The organism is Mesorhizobium sp. B2-7-3 (assembly GCF_006440715.1).
GTDB classification, from domain to species: domain Bacteria; phylum Pseudomonadota; class Alphaproteobacteria; order Rhizobiales; family Rhizobiaceae; genus Mesorhizobium; species Mesorhizobium australicum.
This window is the reverse complement of record NZ_VFTY01000021.1, coordinates 1-14,923: the sequence shown is the minus strand read 5'-3', so window position 1 is coordinate 14,923 and position 14,923 is coordinate 1. Positions and strand designations below refer to the sequence as shown.

Here is a 14,923-nt window from a genome sequence, read left to right as displayed (position 1 = left end):
CATCAGAACTTTGCGATGGTATTGCCAAGATTACTGGGCCATAGCGTTGGGCCATGGCCGCTGAAGCAATTACTCCCGATGCAGAATCGAAAGCCCGCCGCGGCTTCTTGCTGGCGCTGGGTGCCTATCTCTTGTGGGGGTTGCTGCCCTTCTACATGAAGGCGGTGGCGCATCTGCCGCTTGCCGAGGTGATTGCACACCGCATCGTCTGGTCGGTGCCGATTGCCGCGGCGGTCCTGGTCTGGGCCGGCCGCACGGCCGACTTCAAGGTGGCGATCCGCTCGCCTCGCACCATCGCCATGGCGGGGCTGACGGCGGCGCTGATCTCGGTCAACTGGGGCATCTATGTCTGGGCGATCGCGGTCGACCGCACCGTCGAGACGGCATTGGGCTATTACATCAACCCACTGGTGAACGTCGTGGTCGGCGCACTGCTGCTCGGCGAGCGGCTCGACCGGTTGCAGATCGCGGCGGTGGTGCTTGCGGCGGTCGCCGTCGCCGTGCTGACAATCGACGGCGGCAAACTGCCCTGGGTGTCGCTGGCATTGGCGTTTTCCTTCGCCGCCTACGGCTTCTTCCGCAAGACGCTGCCGATCGGTCCCAGCCAGGGCTTCCTGCTCGAAGTGCTTTTGCTGTCGGTGCCGGCGCTGGGCTACATCGTCTTCCTTATCGCCACCGGACAGGACCATTTCGTCTCCAGCAATGGCACCGACACCGCGCTGCTCATCGGCTGCGGGCCGGTGACGGCCGTGCCGCTGCTGCTGTTCGCCTTTGGCGCCAAGCTGCTGCGCCTCTCGACCATCGGCATCATGCAGTACATAGCGCCGACCATGGTGTTTCTGATTGCCGTGCTGATCTTCGACGAGCCGTTCGGCACCACGCAAGCCATCGCCTTTGCCCTGATCTGGGCGGCCCTTGCGGTCTATTCCTGGTCCATGCTGGCGACGGCGCGCCGGGCTACATCTGCCCGAGCCGCCTGACAAAAAGATAGGTCACGCCCGCGATCAGCAGCGACGCGCCCGTGATCACCCAAAAACCCAACGGGGTGTTGACCAGCGGCAAACCGCCGACATTCATGCCGAACAGGCCTGAGATGATGGTCATCGGCAACAGCACCGCCGTCATCACCGAGAGCACGTAAAGCAGCCGGTTCGACTGCGTCGTCAGCTTGGCCATCAGCTCGTCCTGTAGCAGCCGCGTGCGCGCCTGCAACTGCTCGCCGTCATAGTGCAGTGTCTGTGCGCGGTGCGAAAGCCGCGCCGCCATGTCGTTGATCGAATCCGGCAGGTCGTTGCGGTGCGAATGGTCGAGATGGCGAAACAGGTTGGTCAGCGTCGCCATCTGCCGGTGGATGACCACCAGATGCCGGCGTGCATCGACCAGCGCCTGCCGCTCATTGTGCCATGCGTCGCAGACGATGCGGTCCTCAATGCCGTCGAGACTGTCGCTGAGTGCCGCGAGTTCCGTCGCCATCCCGTCGAACGACTGGCCGACGACAGCCTCGATCAGCTCGGCCGGAGACCGGAACTTGCGCGATCCGTTCTCGATCGCCTTGCGGATGTTGTCGACCGATTGCAGCGGCTGCTTGCGGGCGCCGACCAGCATCGTGTCGTTGAGGGCGAAGCGGAAATGACCAAGCCCGCCGGCTTCCGCTGAATAATCATGACGCAGGTCCGGCAGATCGCCATAGAGCCAGTCATCCTCGAGGTCGATGTGGCAGCCATGGCTGGCGGTCAGGAAGGCTTCGCGCACCGGTGCCGGCAAGGCCTGATCGGCGCCGATCTCGTGGCGGGCGCGCATGTCGGAAAGCTGGTAGCTGCGCCATGTCCAATGCGCTGCGGCGGTATCCCTGGTCCGCACCCCCTCGGTGGTAAAGTGGTAGATGAAGAACAGACCGTGCTCATCGGGCAGGTAAGGCGACAGGTCAGTGCCTTCGGAGGGGATGGCGATGTTCATGGCGGCTTCGCCGGTCTCTGATGCGGTCGGGGTCGCGGGGGCGGCCAAGCGCGATTTCTAGCACGGCATCCCCGATTTAGTGTGACTGTTCCGTGACGGCGCGCCCCCCTTACAGGACGCTGGTGATCCCGCCATCCACCAGCAGCATCTGTCCGTTCACGAAACTGGCGGCGTCGGACGCCAGGAACACGGCAGCGCCCGCGAGTTCCCTCACTTCGCCCCAGCGCCGCATCGGCGTGCGGCCGGTCAGCCAGGCGGAGAATGTCTCGTCGGCGACCAGCGCGGCGTTGAGCTCGGTCTTGAAATAGCCCGGCGCGATGGCGTTGACGCGCACGCCGTGCTGGCCCCATTCGCCGGCCATCGACTTGGTCAGCATGGTGATGGCGCCCTTGCTCGCCGCGTAGGGCGCGATCGACGGGCGTGCGAGCACGCTCTGCACCGAGGAGACATTGATGATCGACCCCCTTTGGCGCGCGATCATGCCCTTTACGACGGCCCGGCTCACCTTGAACACGCCGTCCAGGTTGGTGGCCATCAACGCGTCCCAGTCGGCGTCGCTGAAGGTCTCCAACGGCGCCCGTCGCTGGATGCCGGCATTGTTGACCAGGATGTCTATCGGTGCGGTGCCGGTTTCCGCCGCCGCGATTGCCTGGTCGACCGACTGGGTGTCGGTTACGTCGATCACCGCTTCCGTGATCGAATGGCCCGCGGCGCGCAACTTGTCCGCGGCCGCTTTCAGATCGTCGGCCTTGCGGCCGCCGATCGTGACGCGCGCGCCGGCGCTCGCAAGCGCCTCCGCGAAGGCGAGGCCCAGGCCACGGCTGGCGCCGGTGATGAAGGCATGCTTGCCTTCGAGGCCGAACAGTTGGTCGAGATAGTCGGTCGAATGCAATTTGCACCTTCATCGATTGCGATTTGTCGCCCGTCAGTCGAAGGCTCGTTCGGCCCTTGGCAAGCGGCAGCGCCAGCGTGCCGCGTGGCTTGATGAGATGCAAGGCGCTTGTCGGCCTGGCGGTCCTGCTGACGACCTCGATTGTCGCGGCCGTCGGCCTCAGCGCTTCGGCCCAAATCCCGGACAGGGATTGAGTGGCACGATCGCGGCAATGTCCATCATGCCAGCCTTGACCAGTGGCAAGGTGGCGAGATGGCCGCGCACATCGGCATCGCTGCCGACTTCGAACATCATGCCGCTGCCGGGAATGTCGCCGACCTGGGGCAAGCTGCTCGGAGGGAGCAGGCAGTAGGCAGTAGGGGGAAGTGTACGCTCCGACACTGCAAACCTACTGCTCTCCCGCAACCTTACATCTTGTCGATCACCGACTGGACGCCCTCGGTCGGTGCGTCGACCGAGGAGCCGGCGACCATGATGGCGGCGACGATGGCCTCGGGATCGTTGACGACCAGCGGCTTCACACGCTGCGCGGTATGAATGAAGCCTTCCGCCGCCATGTGATCAAGCAACGCCGTCATCGGATCCCAGAATCCGTTGACGTTGCCGAAGACGATCGGTTTGCGGTGATGGCCAAGCTGCGCCCAGGTCATGATCTCGACGATCTCCTCGACTGTGCCGATGCCACCAGGCAGCGCCACAAAGGCGTCGGATTTCTCGAACATCTTGTGTTTGCGCTCGTGCATGTTGTCGGTGATCGACAACTCGTCGAGCCGGTCAAGCGCGGTTTCGGTTGCTTCCTTGTTGATCAGGAAGCGCGGAATGATGCCCGTCACCTTGCCGCCGGCCTTGAGCGCGCCTTCGGCGACGGCGCCCATAATGCCTTTGGTGCCGCCGCCATAGACCAGCCGCAGGCCTGCCTTTGCAATTGAGCGTCCAAGCAGGTGGCCGGCCTTGACATAGATTTCATCGCGGCCCGGAGATGAGCCGCAATAGACGCAAACGGATCGAATCGTGTTCATGCCGATGATTGGTGATTGGGTCTGAAAGCGCGGTCAAGCCCTAGGGTTGAGAAGGCCGGGCTTTTTCTTGTCGGTCATGGCAAAACACGCTAGACCGGCGTTAGGTGGCTAAGGGGCAGGGAAATACATGGCAATCAATCCATTGAAGGCGTTCTTGTTCGCGGCGGGTGGGACCGTAGCGGCCGCGGGAACCGCCTATGTATCGGGCGCACTCGACCCGTATCTTCATCGCACACCGCCGGCGGAAGTCGCGGCGTTGACGCCGTCCGCGGCGCCGAAGCCGGCCGATCCTGGCACGGAAGGGCGCCTGCCGGCTCCGACGATGCCGGCCACGCCGGGCGCGGCACCTCAGGCGACGGCCCCGGCAGCACCTGCAACCGACGCTGCGGCGCCTGCGGCGCCCGCGACGGCGGGTCCGGTCGCGCCGACTTTCGATGTCGTACGGGTCGAGAGCAACGGCTCGATCGTCGTTGCCGGCAACGCGGCGCCCAACTCGAAGGTCGAAATTCTCAACGGCGCGACGGTGATCGGCTCCACGGTTGCTGGTCCCGATGGTGCCTTTGTCATCGTGCTCGAAGATCCGCTGAAGCCCGGCGACTATACGATCGCCCTGCGTTCGACGGTTGGCGCGGTCGTGACCGCCTCGGCGCAGACCGCAGTCGTCTCGGTGCCCGCGAATGCAGCTGGCCAGGTGCTGGCCATGGTCGAGGAGCCGGGCAAGCCGGCCGAACTGCTGACCGTTCCGGCATCTGAGCCAAAGCCGGCGCCGGCAACCGGCGACCAGGCTGCCGCTCCTGCTGCTGAAGCGCCCGCCGCGCCGGCGACGGCCACGCCAGCCGTGGATGAAGCAAAACCCACTCCGGCGGCACCGGCCGCGCCCGCGGCAGCCGTGGCCGAACCAAAGATCGTGGTCGAGGCAGTCGAGATCGACGGCAACAAGATCTTTGTCGCCGGCCTCGCCGATCCGGGCCGCAAGGTGCGCGCCTACGCCAACGACATCCTGCTCGGCGACGCGCAGACCTCGTCGGACGGCCATTTCCTGGTCGAGGCGACGCGCGATATTCCGGTCGGCAGCTATACCATCCATGTCGACGGCCTCGATGCCGATGGCGTGAAGGTGGTGGCCCGCGCCGCGGTGCCCTTCGAGCGCGAACCGGGCGAGGCGGTCGCCGCCGTTGCCCCCGCCGAGACCAAGCCCACCGAGACCAAGCCCGCCGAGGCCAAGCCCGCGGCGCCCGCTGTTGCCGCCGCTGCTCCGGGCGAGACCGCGCCGGCTCCCGCCGCGCCAGCCACCGAGGCTCCGGCTAACGTCGCAGCAGCCACGCCGCCAAGCGACGTGCCTGAAATCGTGTCGCCCAAGCTCGAACATGCCGACAGCGCGGTCATCATTCGGCGCAACGACACACTGTGGCGGATCTCACGGCGCGTCTATGGTCACGGCGTGCGCTACTCCACCATATACCTCGCCAACCAGGACCAGATCAGGAATCCGAACCGCATCTGGCCGGGGCAGGTGTTCAAGGTTCCGGAAAAGTCGAAGGAAGGCGAAGCCGCCGACCTCAAGGCAATGGGCGAGCAGGCGACGACCGCACCGATGAAGACGGAATAGGGATAGACCGGCAATTCCGGCGATCTACCCATCGGCCTAGCTTGCCCTGTCATCGTTCATCGTCTATCGCCGATGAACGATGACAGAATGCGTTCCCTTACCAGACCATGCCGCCTCGGCACTGCCTGGCTGCATGCCGGACAGCCGCGCTGTCGCGGCGCGGTTCGCAGCACTTTCGCATCCGGCGCGGATCGAGATACTGAGGCATCTGTCGGCCAGCAATTCCTGCTGCTGCCGTGAGGTCGTCGACCGTTTCGCTCTGGCCCAGTCGACGATCTCCCAGCATCTGAAAATATTGGTCGAGGCGGGCCTCGTCCGGTTTGAGCCCGACCGTCAGCGATCGCGCTATGCGGTCGATCGCGCGGCACTTGCCGACGTATCGGCATCGCTGGGCGCGCTCATCAATTCCTGCTGCTCCGGCCGCTGACCCTCTCACCCAAAAGGCAAGAAAAGTGGCCGAAAAAACCGTCTCCGCCGACACCTCGACACTCACGACACTGCGCAATCTCTGGCCCTATATGTGGCCGGCCGACCGCGCCGATCTCAGGGCGCGGGTGACCTGGGCGACGCTGCTGCTGGTCGTCGCCAAGGTGACGCTGGTCGCCGGTCCCTATTTCTTCAAATGGGCGACCGATGCGCTGGCGGGCGGCTTCAAAACGCCACCGCCGCTGCCATCGTTCATGCTTGCCCCGGTGATGCTGGTCATTGCCTACAATGTGCTGAGGCTCGTCCAGCTCGGCTTCAACCAGCTGCGCGATGCGCTGTTTGCCCGGGTCGGCCAGCATGCGGTTCGCCAGCTTGCCTTCCGCACCTTCGTGCACATGCATCAGCTGTCGCTGCGCTTCCACCTGGAGCGCCGCACCGGCGGCCTGTCGCGCATCATCGAGCGCGGCACCAAGGGCATCGAAACGATCGTCCGCTTCATCATGCTCAACACCGCGCCGACGATCCTCGAATTCGCGCTGACCGCGGGCATATTCGGTTTCACCTATGGCTGGAAATATGTGGCCGTGGTGGCGGTCACCGTCTGCCTCTACGTCTGGTTCACGGTCAAGGCCAGCGACTGGCGCATCTCGATCCGCCGCGACATGAACGACAGCGACACCGACGCCAACACCAAGGCGATCGACTCGCTCCTCAACTTCGAGACGGTCAAGTATTTCACCAATGAGCGCATGGAGGCCGAGCGCTTCGACCGCTCGATGGCGCGTTACGAGATCGCCGCAACCAAGACCTGGACCTCGCTCGGCTGGCTGAACTTCGGCCAGGGCTTCATCTTCGGCGTCGGCACGGTCGTCGTCATGTGCATGTCGGCGCTGGAGGTGCAGGCCGGCACCCAGAGCGTCGGCGATTTCGTTTTCATCAATGCCATGCTGGTACAGCTTTCCGTGCCGCTCAACTTCATCGGCTTCATCTATCGCGAAATCCGCCAGGGCCTCACCGACATCGAGCACATGTTCGACCTCCTCGACGTGCCGCAGGAGATCGTCGACAAGCCCAACGCCAAGCCGCTGGCCGTCAGCGCCGGCAAGGTCGAGTTCCGCGACGTCCACTTTTCCTATGATCCGAACCGCAAGATCCTGAAGGGCGTCTCCTTCGAGGTGCCGGCCGGCAAGACCGTTGCCATTGTCGGGCCGTCGGGTGCGGGCAAGTCGACCATCTCGCGGTTGCTGTTCCGCTTCTACGACGTGCAGGGTGGCCAGGTTCTGATCGACGGCCAGGACGTGAGGGACGTGACGCAGGACAGCCTGCGCGCGGTGCTCGGCATGGTGCCGCAGGACACGGTGCTGTTCAACGACACCATCGCCTACAACATCCGCTACGGCCGTGTCGGCGCCGGCGAGGAGGAGGTGCGCAAGGCCGCCGAACTCGCCCAGATCGGGCCGTTCATCGAGAAGCTGCCCGACGGCTACAAGTCGATGGTCGGCGAGCGCGGGCTGAAACTTTCCGGCGGCGAGAAGCAGCGCGTGGCGATCGCCCGCACCATCCTGAAGGCACCGCCGATCCTGATGCTCGACGAAGCCACTTCGGCGCTCGACAGCCACACCGAGCAGGAGATCCAGGCCGCGCTCGACCTCGTCAGCAAGGGCCGCACCACCATCGTCATCGCCCACCGCCTGTCGACGGTTATTGCCGCCGACGAGATCATCGTGCTGAAGGACGGCCAGATCGCCGAGCGCGGCACTCATGTCGAGCTGATGCGAAAGCACGGCCTCTATGCCTCGATGTGGGACCGCCAGCGCGAGGCGACCGAAGCCGAGGAGCGGCTGCGCATTGCCCGCGAAAGCGACGAACTGGGTGTCGTCGTACGCCGGCGCACATCGGAGATGTCGTAGCTCAAAAAAGCTCTTGACCTCAACTTAGGTTGAGATTGTAGACCGTCGCCCGAGAGCCGCAAAACAGCATTGTCGAGGACGGAATCAAATGGATATGAGCTTTACGAATCAGGACGTTAACGGCGGCAGCGTGTTCAGGGTCGACAAGTTCGTGGTGCCCGCCAATGCCCGCGATGAAATCCTCGCAAAGGTGAAGATGACGCATGAGTTGCTGCGTCTGCAGCAAGGCTTCGTCCAGGACTTTCTGCTCGAGCAATTCTCAGGGCCGGGCGAATTCAACCTGGTCACCATCGTCGAATGGGAAAGCCAGGCTGCCGTCGACAATGTGGTACCGATCGTCAAGGCTGCGCACGAGCGCATAGCCTTCAACCCGCAGGAGACGATCGCCCGGCTCGGAGTGCGAGCTGATATCGCCAATTATCAGCGCGTGCCGGGACTCTAGCCAGGCCACCCCACACTCGGTGCCGGCGCTTCAATGCCGAGCACCTTGCCGGTGCGGGCGTCGCTTGTCATACGCTCGAAGCCGCGCCACTCGGCGGCGGTGATGAACAGCGTTTTCCGGTCCGCAGCGCCCAGCATGCAGGCAAAGCAGCCGCGATCGGCGGTGACGGTCTGCAAGACGTCACCGCCTTCGCGCACCCGCACGCAGTGCTTGTTGGGAACGTCGGCATACCAGACCGCCCCGTCCGCATCGAGGCAGATGCCGTCGGGATATCCGTCGAGATCGGCCCAGGTGCGTCTGTTGGACAAGGAACCGTCGGCGGCAATGTCAAACGCGCTCAGCCGGTTGGCATGGGATTCGGCAATGATCAGCGTCTTGTTGTCCGGGGTCACCGCCATGCCGTTCGCAAAGGCGATAGTGTCCGCCACTTGCCTGACCGCGCCATCCGGTGTGACCAGCACGATGGTGCCGGGACCGAAATGCTGGCCGGCCGCCGGCGCCGGCCCGCCACCATTGACGTAGATGTTGCCGCGCCCGTCTACGACGATCTCATTCCATGGGCTTTTCGACAAGCTGCGCAGGTCGGCGTGGGTGACGAGCGAGCCATCGGCTTCCTGCCGCAACAGCAGGCCCTCGCGGCCTGAGACAACCAGCAGACGACCGTCCGGCAGCCAGTCGATGGAGTAGGGCAGGACAGCCGGAATCGTGAGCATGATCTTGCGGCTGCCGCCGGCATCGACGGCGATGATCTCGCCGGTGCCCCAATCGCAGACCCACAGGCGTCCGTCATGCCAGCGTGGCGATTCCCCGAAGGCGAGACCTTCCATGACGATGTACGGTTTGTCGCCGGACGATATTCGCATGATCAGGAGCCTCCGTTGCGCGCGTCATCGGCCCTTGCGATGAAGCGCTTCCCACCAAGGACGGGCGAGATGAGAGTCTCCCGACAGCGGACCGCTGTATTTTCGCGCAGGAAGAACGCCGCATCGGTGTGACGTTGACGCCACAGGTGCCGGTCTGCGCAAGGGCGGCGTCGGCGCAGATAGGTTTTTCGGCCATTCTGGCTGCCTTGGCGCAGTCAAGGGATGGCTTTTGACGGCACGACAGGCATGCGACCCGGTATCCATTTCACGACACACGGAGCGCCCGGCTATCCGCGGTCACAGGCCCGCCCTTGCCCGTTCATCCGCGCCGGCGATTGTCGCGTTGCGGGCAGGGGGTGTTTCGGCTATTGAGGCCGGACCTGAAACAGGGACCGCCCCCAGCCCATGAGCCTTGTCGACACGGTCAAGAACGCGTTCGTACCGATCCATCGCGAAGGCTATCCCTTCATCGCGGCGTTTGGCGCGGCGACGCTGTTCCTCGGCTATTTCTCCTCGATCCTGTTCTGGATCGGGCTGATCCTGACCGCCTGGTGCGTCTATTTTTTCCGTGACCCCGAGCGCGTCACGCCTGTTGACGATCGCCTGGTGGTAAGCCCCGCCGATGGCATCGTCTCGGCGGTCGGGCCGGCCGTGCCACCGCGCGAGCTTGGCCTCGGCAATGTCGAGATGACCCGCATCTCCGTGTTCATGAACGTCTTTTCCTGTCACGTGAACCGCTCTCCGGTGCGCGGCCGCATCGCCAGGATCGAACATCGGCCGGGAAAATTCCTCAATGCCGAGTTGGACAAGGCGAGCACGGAAAACGAGCGCAACGGCCTCGTCATCGAGAGCCCCAACGGCACGGTGGCGGCAGTCCAGATCGCCGGCCTGGTGGCGCGCCGCATTGTCTGCTGGACCGAGGCCGGCGCTTCGATCGGCACCGGCGAGCGTTTCGGCCTGATCCGTTTCGGCTCGCGCGTCGACGTGTTCCTGCCCTTGACCGCCACGCCGCGCGTCGCCGTTGGCCAGACGGCGGTCGGCGGCGAAACCGTGCTCGCCGAATTCGGCGGTGTCGCCGGCACGCCCCTCGTGCGGATTTCCTGAAGGTGGGCACGCAGTATAAAAAATTCGAGGCCCATGCCAGCGGCGGTCCGCGCATCCGCGAGATCCCCATGCGCATGGTGCTGCCCAACCTGGTCACCGTGCTTGCCATCTGCGCCGGCCTGTCCGGCATCCGCTTCGGCTTCGAGGGGCGTTTCGAGCCGGCGGTGGTGATGGTGCTGCTGGCCGCTTTTCTCGACGGCATTGACGGCCGCCTGGCGCGGATGCTGAAGGCGACCTCCAAATTCGGCGCGCAGATGGATTCCCTGGCCGACATCGTCAATTTCGGCGTTGCGCCGGCACTAGTGCTCTATGCCTTCCTGCTCGACCGCGCCGGCTCGCCAGGCTGGATCGCGGCACTGCTGTTTGCGATCGCTTGCGGGCTGCGGCTGGCGCGTTTCAACGTGCTCGACGACGAGAAAGCCGACCGCCCGATATGGCAGACCGAATATTTCGTCGGTGTGCCGGCGCCGGCAGGCGCCGTTCTGGTGATGCTGCCGCTCTATCTCTATTTCCTGCGGCTTGGGGTGGAGCCCAGCCGGCCGGCCGCCTTCGTCGCCACCGGCTTCACCATCCTGGTGGCCTTCCTGCTGGTCAGCCGCTTGCCAGTCTATTCAGGCAAGAGCATCAAGATCCCCGGCGACAGAGTGCTGCCGGTCATCCTCGCCGTCGTCCTCTACATTCTCTTGCTGATGACCTATCCCTGGTACACGCTGACGGCATCGGTCGCGGGCTACCTGATCTTTCTCCCATTCAGCGTGCGCGCCTATTCCAAGCGAGCCAAGCTGGAAGGCGAGAAAGTGCCGCCTTCGGACATAGGTTAGAAAGTCGGCCGAAGTCCTTGGTCCGACTCAGGCCGCCACGCCAAGTCCGAGCCGGTCGATCGCCAGCTTTCTCGTCGACACATAGTCGGTCTTGCCGGAACCGAGCACCGGGATCTCCTCGACCTTGACGATGTCGTTCGGCACCATCAGTTCGGCCGCTCCGGCCTTTTTGCCGAACTGACGCAACTCCTCGGCGCTGGCATCGTCGGCGGTGGTGACCAGCACGATGCGCTCGCCCCGCCTCTTGTCCGGCACCGCCACCGCCGCATGGCGTTCTTCCGGCCAAAGCGACTGCACCAGCATCTCGACCGCACCCAGCGACACCATCTCGCCAGCGATCTTGGCGAAGCGCTTGGCGCGGCCGCGAATGCTGATGAAGCCTTCGCGGTCGACGGCGACGATATCGCCCGTGTCGTGCCAGCCGGTCAGGGGCTGGAGCTCGCCGGGGCGGTCCGCGGTCATGTAGCCCATCATCATGTTCGGCCCGTCGAGCCACAACTGGCCGGCATCGTTGATGCCTTCGACCGGCTCCAGTTTCATGCGAATGGCCGGCAGAAGCCGGCCGACCGTGCCGTCGCGGCCGTGGATCGCGGTGTTGACGGCAACCACGGGCGCCGCCTCGGTCAGTCCGAAGCCCTCGATGATCTCGGCCTGGAAGCGTTCGCGATAAACGCGGCGGGTATCCGGCTTCACCGCCTCGGCGCCGGCGACGACGAAGCGCAGACTGGAGAAATCCCCGTCCTTGGCGGTGCGCGCATAGTTGGCGAGGAACGTGTCGGTGCCGAACATGATGGTCGGTTTCACCTTGCGCGCGATCTCGGGGATGAGCTTGTAGTGGAGAGGCGAGGGATAGAGGAACAGCTTTACCCCGGTGACCAGTGGCAGGATGGTGCCGCCCGTCAGGCCGAACGAATGGAACACCGGCAACACGTTGAGCAGGATGTCCGCCGGCGAAATGGTGATCCGCGCCTCGGCCTGCATGGCATTGGCGAGGAGATTCTTTTGCGACAGAACAACGGCCTTCGGCGTGCCTTCGGAGCCCGAGGTGAACAGGATCACGCCGGGCTTTGCCGCGTCCTGTCGCTGCAGCGGCAGGCGCCACAGCAAGGCGGCTGCAAGCTTGTCCAGCGTGGTGACGCTTTCGCGTACATCTTCCAGCCACAGCAGCCTGGCGCCGCCCTTTTCAACCGCGGCGACGATATCGGCGAGATCGGCCTTCTCGACGAAGGCACGCGAAGAGACAACGGTGCGGATGACGGCGGTGCGGACAGCCGCGGTGACGCTTGCCGGCCCGGCCGTGTAGTTGATCATCGCCGCCACACGGCCCGCCGAGAGCAGGCCGACGAGCGACAGCACGACGCCGTTGGCGTTGGGCAGCATCACCCCCACAGCTTCGCCCGGCGCCGTCACCGCCTCGAAGCGCCTGCCCAGCACCCGCGCGCCGATGAACATCTTGCGGTAGCTCAGCGCCCCGGAAATGACGTCCTCGATGATCGCATGCGAAGCGCCGATCCTGGTTGCGGCGTCGCGCATGGCAAGGAACAGGCCGCGGTCGAGGTCGGTGCCAAAAAGCCGGGCCTCCGCGACGCGGTCGAACAGCGCATTGGTGTTGGAAGCCTGGTCCGGATTGCGCGCCACCAGCTCGGCGATCGTCATCGGCTCCAGGACACTGACCGACAGCCGTGGAAACCAGTGACGCGGTGCCTTGTCCGCCGGCGTCAGCGACACCGGCAGGTTGCGGGCGCCGGCGACGAAGATCGGCACGATGCGGGCGTCGGCCTGCATGGCGATGCGGGTGACGGCGCGGAACAGCCGAAACGTCTTGACGTCGGGCTCGACCGCGTCCGGCAGATAGACGGCCAGCCGGCCCTTGCCCTTCAGCACGCGCACCAGCCGGCGGCTGACGAAGACATGTTCGGCGTTGAAGGCAATGGTGCGGCCGAGTTCGCGCCACGGTTCGAGCCAAGGCGAACGCGCCGAGACCTCGTCGAGTATATGCAGCGTGTCGTCGGGCAGCAGCGACAGCATCAGCGCCGGCTCGAAGCGCGACTGGTGCGAGATGACATAGATGACCGGCACCTGCGCCTTGCGAGCGATCTTAATGCGATTGTCGCTGATCCGGTAGGCGAGCTTGAACGGTGCGTAGAGCAGCGCTTGGGTGAAGCGCAGGCCGAGGCGGAATTTTTCCACCACGCCGATCAGCAACCAGGCCACAACCAGACCCGCAAGCAGCGCCAGTGTCAGGATCATGCCGCGTCTCTCCCAACGATTTTGTCATTGCGGCTCTTGTGCGGCCGCTTCGGGGGCAGAGCCTAGCGGAAGTCGAGGCAAGGTCAATGCGGAAGGGGCGCCCTCACGCCGCGTTCAGCCGCCCGCTGATGAAACGGAACTCCTGCGTCTTGCCGCCGTAGCCATAGGCCGCTGCCGGAACCTCATGCACGAAAGCATAGCTCTCCTGGTGCACGCCGCCTAGCAGGCGGCCAAGGGCATCGAAGATCGCCTTGAGATAGGCCTCCAGTTCGAGCTTTGTGTTGGTGCCGTCGACCACCTTGATGTCGAGCCAGAATGTGTTGGTGCCGTGCTCGGCGAGCGACTTGCCGCCGGCGAACCAGTGCTGCGGATCGAGATAGGACACGGCAACTGCGGTGATCGTCGGATCCTTGCGCAGATGCGTGGCGGTGATCTCGGTTATTTCCCTGGCGATGCTGGCCGACAGGGTGGCGTCGGGCTTGCCGGTGACGCTGACATTGATGATGGGCATTCTTCTCTCCTTGGTTTTTAGCGGCGTGGGCGCCGTTGAAGACCATGCCATCATCTTTTGATCGAAAAAACTGAATTGTTTTCAAATGACGATTCGATAATATCGAATTATGGAAACGCTTGATCCCGACCTGCTCAGAACCTTCCTTGCTTTCGTCGACAGCGGTTCGCTGGCGCAGGCGGCGGCCAATGTCGGCCGCTCACCCTCGGCGGTGACGGCGCAGATGCAGCGCTTGGAAGAGATCGTTGGTGAGCCGGTTCTGGCGCCGCAGGGCAGGCGGCGCGGCCTGACGCCGGCAGGCGAGGATCTTGTCGGGCACGCCAGGCGTATTCTTGCTGTGCATCGCGAGGCCTGGCTGGCGCTGAAGGGCGCACGCGCTGCCGGGCGCGTCGCCATCGGCACGACGCAGGATTTCGCCGATAGCGGCCTGCCGGACCTGCTGCGTGCCTTCGCCTCCAGCCATCCCCGCGTCAGGATCGAATTGCGTGTCGGCCGCTCCGCCGAACTGGGGCAGGCGTTACAAGCTGGCAGCCTCGATCTGGCGATCGTCATGCGCCAGGCTGCCGTGCCGGACGAGGTCGGCGTGCTGCGCGAGCCGATGATATGGCTGTGTTCGAACAAGGGACTGGCCTCGCGGCAGGAAGAATTGCCGCTGGCGCTGCTCGACCCCTATTGCGGATTTCGCGAGGCGGCGCTCGCCGCCCTCGACGCGGCCGGCCGCCGCTATCGCATCGCTGCCGGCAGCGCCAGCCTGGCCGGGCTGCGCACTGCGGTAAATGCCGGTGTTGCGCTGACCTTGCGAACCCCGCGCTTTGCCCATTCCGGCATTGTCGAAGCGCCCCGCGAACTTGGCTTGCCGCCGGTTCCGATGGCGGATTTCGCGATCCGGCTGCGCGCCGGTGCCGATGCGCCCGCGGGCGATCTGGCGACGCTGCTCGGCGGTAGCCTCGCTTTGTCCGGACCGCTTGGTTGATTGGCGAGGCGCGAAGTTCCGTCGCCGGTCTTTTGGCATGGAAAGCCGACTTGCGGTCGACCCGTCTGTTGCAAAGCAAAAGCTGTCGCAAAGAAAAAGCCGACCTTGCGGTCGGCTTGGAGTAGGACGGGCCGAGGGGTTTGGGGG

15 protein-coding genes are annotated in these 14,923 nt (G+C 64.7%); 8 read left to right on the top strand and 7 right to left on the bottom strand.

Translation table 11 applies throughout. The features are described from left to right. Positions 1-53: 53 nt before the first annotated feature. Positions 54-980, top strand: coding sequence for an EamA family transporter RarD (gene rarD, locus FJW04_RS29340; protein ID WP_140718288.1), 927 nt, complete (start codon positions 54-56; stop codon positions 978-980). Here rarD and FJW04_RS29335 read toward each other — a convergent pair. The 4 genes from FJW04_RS29335 to FJW04_RS29320 form a co-directional block, all read right to left on the bottom strand. Continuing rightward, positions 958-1,956, bottom strand: a complete 999-nt coding sequence (locus FJW04_RS29335) for a transporter (protein WP_140718330.1) — start codon at positions 1,954-1,956, stop codon at positions 958-960. The two genes, rarD and FJW04_RS29335, sit on opposite strands and share 23 nt — an antisense overlap. Before the next feature lie 109 nt (positions 1,957-2,065). After that, positions 2,066-2,848, bottom strand: a complete 783-nt coding sequence (locus FJW04_RS29330) for a glucose 1-dehydrogenase (RefSeq protein WP_140718286.1) — start codon at positions 2,846-2,848, stop codon at positions 2,066-2,068. Between the two features lie 159 nt (positions 2,849-3,007). Further along, entirely contained in the window at positions 3,008-3,175 is a 168-nt protein-coding gene (locus tag FJW04_RS29325; RefSeq protein WP_181173087.1) for a hypothetical protein, read from the bottom strand. A gap of 80 nt (positions 3,176-3,255) precedes the next feature. Beyond that, on the bottom strand, positions 3,256-3,867 hold the full coding sequence (locus FJW04_RS29320) for a TIGR00730 family Rossman fold protein (RefSeq protein ID WP_015318539.1): 612 nt from the start codon (positions 3,865-3,867) through the stop codon (positions 3,256-3,258). A 127-nt stretch (positions 3,868-3,994) separates the two neighbouring features. Here FJW04_RS29320 and FJW04_RS29315 point away from each other — a divergent pair, with 127 nt between their 5' ends. The 4 genes from FJW04_RS29315 (at position 3,995) to FJW04_RS29300 (ending at position 8,254) form a co-directional block, all read left to right on the top strand. Then, the gene (locus tag FJW04_RS29315; protein ID WP_140718282.1) at positions 3,995-5,476 is read left to right on the top strand and encodes a LysM peptidoglycan-binding domain-containing protein; all 1,482 of its coding nucleotides are present in this window, start codon (positions 3,995-3,997) and stop codon (positions 5,474-5,476) included. Positions 5,477-5,555: 79 nt separating this feature from the next. Beyond that, positions 5,556-5,903, top strand: coding sequence for a metalloregulator ArsR/SmtB family transcription factor (locus FJW04_RS29310; RefSeq protein WP_015318537.1), 348 nt, complete (start codon positions 5,556-5,558; stop codon positions 5,901-5,903). A 25-nt stretch (positions 5,904-5,928) separates the two neighbouring features. Next, positions 5,929-7,812 (top strand): ABC transporter ATP-binding protein/permease, encoded by a 1,884-nt coding sequence (locus tag FJW04_RS29305; protein WP_140718280.1) that lies wholly within the window; start codon positions 5,929-5,931, stop codon positions 7,810-7,812. A 94-nt stretch (positions 7,813-7,906) separates the two neighbouring features. Further along, positions 7,907-8,254: an antibiotic biosynthesis monooxygenase gene (locus tag FJW04_RS29300; RefSeq protein ID WP_041163878.1), complete on the top strand. Its 348-nt coding sequence runs from the start codon at positions 7,907-7,909 to the stop codon at positions 8,252-8,254. Here the strand turns inward: FJW04_RS29300 and FJW04_RS29295 are convergent. Then, entirely contained in the window at positions 8,251-9,117 is an 867-nt protein-coding gene (locus tag FJW04_RS29295) for an SMP-30/gluconolactonase/LRE family protein (protein ID WP_140718278.1), read from the bottom strand. The genes FJW04_RS29300 and FJW04_RS29295 overlap by 4 nt on opposite strands. A gap of 405 nt (positions 9,118-9,522) precedes the next feature. On the opposite strand from FJW04_RS29295, the gene FJW04_RS29290 reads away from it, so the two are divergent. Continuing rightward, positions 9,523-10,221, top strand: a complete 699-nt coding sequence (locus FJW04_RS29290; RefSeq protein WP_015318533.1) for a phosphatidylserine decarboxylase — start codon at positions 9,523-9,525, stop codon at positions 10,219-10,221. Positions 10,222-10,295: 74 nt separating this feature from the next. Then, on the top strand, positions 10,296-11,042 hold the full coding sequence (locus FJW04_RS29285) for a phosphatidylcholine/phosphatidylserine synthase (RefSeq protein ID WP_224584719.1): 747 nt from the start codon (positions 10,296-10,298) through the stop codon (positions 11,040-11,042). Positions 11,043-11,069: 27 nt separating this feature from the next. Here FJW04_RS29285 and FJW04_RS29280 read toward each other — a convergent pair whose 3' ends face one another. Further along, positions 11,070-13,292, bottom strand: coding sequence for an AMP-binding protein (locus tag FJW04_RS29280; RefSeq protein ID WP_140718276.1), 2,223 nt, complete (start codon positions 13,290-13,292; stop codon positions 11,070-11,072). A gap of 103 nt (positions 13,293-13,395) precedes the next feature. Next, entirely contained in the window at positions 13,396-13,803 is a 408-nt protein-coding gene (locus FJW04_RS29275) for a 4-oxalocrotonate tautomerase family protein (RefSeq protein ID WP_015318530.1), read from the bottom strand. Between the two features lie 109 nt (positions 13,804-13,912). On the opposite strand from FJW04_RS29275, the gene FJW04_RS29270 reads away from it, so the two are divergent. After that, the gene (locus FJW04_RS29270) at positions 13,913-14,776 is read left to right on the top strand and encodes a LysR substrate-binding domain-containing protein (RefSeq protein WP_140718274.1); all 864 of its coding nucleotides are present in this window, start codon (positions 13,913-13,915) and stop codon (positions 14,774-14,776) included. Positions 14,777-14,923: the final 147 nt, after the last annotated feature.

Bases quoted from the DNA above. Each gene is read 5' to 3' on its own strand.
- rarD (WP_140718288.1), top strand. From the start codon at position 54: ATGGCCGCTGAAGCAATTACTCCCGATGCAGAATCGAAAGCCCGCCGC.
- FJW04_RS29335 (WP_140718330.1), bottom strand. From the start codon at position 1,956: ATGAACATCGCCATCCCCTCCGAAGGCACTGACCTGTCGCCTTACCTG.
- FJW04_RS29320 (WP_015318539.1), bottom strand. From the start codon at position 3,867: ATGAACACGATTCGATCCGTTTGCGTCTATTGCGGCTCATCTCCGGGC.
- FJW04_RS29315 (WP_140718282.1), top strand. From the start codon at position 3,995: ATGGCAATCAATCCATTGAAGGCGTTCTTGTTCGCGGCGGGTGGGACC.
- FJW04_RS29310 (WP_015318537.1), top strand. From the start codon at position 5,556: ATGACAGAATGCGTTCCCTTACCAGACCATGCCGCCTCGGCACTGCCT.
- FJW04_RS29300 (WP_041163878.1), top strand. From the start codon at position 7,907: ATGAGCTTTACGAATCAGGACGTTAACGGCGGCAGCGTGTTCAGGGTC.
- FJW04_RS29295 (WP_140718278.1), bottom strand. From the start codon at position 9,117: ATGCGAATATCGTCCGGCGACAAACCGTACATCGTCATGGAAGGTCTC.
- FJW04_RS29290 (WP_015318533.1), top strand. From the start codon at position 9,523: ATGAGCCTTGTCGACACGGTCAAGAACGCGTTCGTACCGATCCATCGC.
- FJW04_RS29285 (WP_224584719.1), top strand. From the start codon at position 10,296: ATGGTGCTGCCCAACCTGGTCACCGTGCTTGCCATCTGCGCCGGCCTG.
- FJW04_RS29280 (WP_140718276.1), bottom strand. From the start codon at position 13,292: ATGATCCTGACACTGGCGCTGCTTGCGGGTCTGGTTGTGGCCTGGTTG.
- FJW04_RS29275 (WP_015318530.1), bottom strand. From the start codon at position 13,803: ATGCCCATCATCAATGTCAGCGTCACCGGCAAGCCCGACGCCACCCTG.
- FJW04_RS29270 (WP_140718274.1), top strand. From the start codon at position 13,913: ATGGAAACGCTTGATCCCGACCTGCTCAGAACCTTCCTTGCTTTCGTC.